This window comes from Nocardioides sp., assembly GCF_034670285.1.
Lineage (GTDB): Bacteria > Actinomycetota > Actinomycetes > Propionibacteriales > Nocardioidaceae > Nocardioides.
This window is the reverse complement of the sequence record NZ_JAXMNS010000444.1, coordinates 1-2968: the sequence shown is the minus strand read 5'-3', so window position 1 is coordinate 2968 and position 2968 is coordinate 1. Positions and strand designations below refer to the sequence as shown.

Genomic DNA, 2968 nt, shown 5'->3' with positions numbered 1-2968 from the left:
GTGCTCCTTCGCCCAGATCGAGCGCACCGTTGCCCAGGCCATCGACCTGTTCGATCCGGAGGAGGCCGAGAAGCGCCGCAAGAAGGCAGCCGACGACCGTGACTTCCAGGTCCACCTCGGCCAGCGCAACTCCCCCACCGACGGCACCGTTGATGTCACCGGCACCCTGTCGGTCGAGGACGCCCTCGACCTGGAGGCCGCGGTCAGGCAGGGCGCCAAGGCGCTGGGTGACCTCGGGTGCGAGGAGTCGCTCGGAGCTCGTCGCTCGATGGCCGTTGGCGAGATGGCCAGGCAGCAACTCACTCTCGACCTGGAATCCGGCGGTGACACCGGTGGTCGTGGGGTCGTGATCTACGCCCACCTCGACGCCGACAGCCCGCACGTGTCTCTGGACAACATCGGCGGTGGAGACGTGCTGATCGATCAGCTCAAGGCCTGGTGCCAAACCGCCGGCACCACGGTGACCATCAAGCCCGTCATCGACCTCAACCAAGAGATCTCCACCAACGCCTACGTCCCGACCGCCAAGCTCGTCGAACAAGTACGCCTCCGCGACCAGAACTGCGTCTTCCCCAACTGCACCAGACGCGCCGAGCACTGCGACCTCGACCACCGCGTCCCGTTCAACAAGAAGGACCCCTCCGCCGGTGGCCAAACGACCACCTCGAATCTTTCCCTGCTGTGCCGGAAGCACCACCGAGCCAAGACCTTCTCCACCTGGGCCTACGACAGCCCGCACCCCGGGGTCTACGACTGGACCAGCCCCTCCGGCGCCAGGTTCAGGGTCACCCGAGGACGCCGACACGGGCGGATGCCCATCACCACCCCCCTCGACGACCCACCCGAGCCCTGAACACCCAGCCCCCACACCCCGCTGCGATCAGCGGGGTCACAGGCACGTCCAGCCACCCGCACGGTGGTTGAGGTGCGAGCGTGGTTCATCGAGATGGAACCGATGGGTGCCCGCCCCGCGTCCCAGTCACATGACCGATCTTGAGCGCAAGCGCCGCCCCTCCGACCTCGTGCGCCGGTCCGTGGCCGTGACCGCCGTGGCCGGGGTCGTCGTCGCCGCCTTCGCGCTGGGCCGTCTCGGGACCGACCCGAGCTCGGACGACCGCGCCGCCACCACGCCCGTCGCGTTCTTCGGAGAGCTCGAGGCTGCGGATTCATGTGACGACCTGCTGCGCCACTACGTCGACCCCGGCGTCGACCTGATCGGCGCGTACGGCTGGCAGGGTCCCGTCTACCGCGACCTGGTGGGTTCGGCGGTCGACGGGGTCGCCGAGCTCGACGCTGCGTCCGCACCTGCGACGTCCGAGGCGAAGGTCACCCGTTCCACCTCGTCCGAGACCGGCACCAACGTGCAGGAGGCCGGGGTCGACGAGCCCGACTCCGTGAAGACCGACGGCACGTTGTTCGTCCGCCTACGCGGCTCACTGCTGATGTCGTACGACGTCTCGGGCGACGAGGTCGAGCCGCTCGGCGACCTCGACCTGGGCGACTTCAAGGACGGCGAGATCCTGCTCGCCCGCGACACCGTGGTCGCGATCGGCAACGACGGCAGCCGCGATGCCCAGACCCGGGTGCTGACGATCGACGTCGCCGACCCCGACACCCCCACGCTCGTCCGCACCGTCGACTACGACGCCGCCACCGTCACCGCCCGCCAGCACGGCGACGCCGTCCGGTTGGTGCTCTCGGGAGGCCTGCCCGAGCTCGACTTCGTGCAGCCCGGCGACGGCACCTCCGAGCAAGCCGCGCTCCGCACCAACCGTGCGCTGGTCGAGGACTCCGACATCACCGACTGGCTCCCCACCGTCGCCATCGACGGCGGCGAGGCCGAGCCGCTGCTGGCCTGCGACCGGGTCGCACTCCCCCGCGCCGACGTGGCGCTCGGCACCATGGCCGTCATCGGCTTCGACTCCGGCGCGGACCTCTCGGGCGCGGCAGACCTGGACTCCTTCGGGCTCGCCGGCGACGCCTCGCTCGCCTACGAGTCGACCGACCACCTCTACCTCGCCACGAGCACCGCCGGGTTCGTCCCCTTCGGCGGGCCAGGCTCGTTCAACGACTGCGGCTTCACCGACTTCTGCATCTCACCCCCCTTCCCGCGGGCCACCGGCGACGGCACCACCCCCGTCTACGACTTCGCCCTCGACGGCACCAGCGCGACGTACGTCGGCGCCGGCGAGGTGGAGGGCACGATCCGCGACCGCTGGGCGATGGACGAGCACGACGGCGTGCTGCGGGTAGCGGTCGGGCCGTCGAGCGAGACCGGCAACTTCAACTCCGTCGTCACGCTCGAGGGCAAGGACGACGCCCTCGTCGAGATCGGCCGAGTCGACCGGCTCGGCGTCGGCGAGGAGATCAAGTCGGTGCGTTGGTTCGACGACCTCGCGATCGTGGTGACGTTCCGTCAGATCGACCCGCTCTACGCCATCGACCTGACCGCGCAGGACGACCCCGAGCTGATCGGGCAGCTCAAGATCCCCGGCTTCTCCTCCTACCTCCACCCGCTCGGCTCGCAGCGACTGGTCGGGATCGGCGAGGGCCCCCAGGCCGGCCGCAACCGGTGGGGCGCCCAGGCCGGCCTCTTCGACGTCAGCGACCTGACCGACCCGCGCCAGATCGACGTGCTCTCGTACGGCGCCGGCTCGCGGGCGCTCGCCGGTGGCGACCCGCGCCAGTTCACCTGGCTGCCGAGCGAGCGGACCCTGCTGACGGTGATCCAGAACGGCCGCGGTGGCTTCGTCTCGGCCGTCGAGGTCAGCAACGGCGAGCTGATCAACACGATGACGCAGGTCGAGTTCGGCAGCGACGTCGACGAGGTGCGCGCCGTGCCGCTGTACGGCGCGGGGCCCGACGGCGGCGACAAGGTCGTGCTCGTGACCGGCGAGGACGTGGAGTTCTTCGACGTAGGCTGATCTGCATGTGTCGCAACATCCGTCCGCTCAACAACTTCGAGCCG

The 2968-nt window shown here is 69.9% G+C and carries 2 protein-coding genes; both read left to right on the top strand.

Annotated features, from left to right (window positions below; genetic code table 11):
• Positions 1-853 (top strand): HNH endonuclease signature motif containing protein (locus VOI19_RS17380; protein WP_323794210.1); only part of this gene is annotated, 853 nt, incomplete at its 5' end.
• 130 nt (positions 854-983) lie between these two features.
• Positions 984-2924 (top strand): beta-propeller domain-containing protein, encoded by a 1941-nt coding sequence (locus tag VOI19_RS17375; protein ID WP_323794209.1) that lies wholly within the window; start codon positions 984-986, stop codon positions 2922-2924.
• The last annotated feature ends 44 nt before the right edge of the window (positions 2925-2968 follow it).

Bases quoted from the DNA above. Each gene is read 5' to 3' on its own strand.
- VOI19_RS17375 (WP_323794209.1), top strand. From the start codon at position 984: ATGACCGATCTTGAGCGCAAGCGCCGCCCCTCCGACCTCGTGCGCCGG.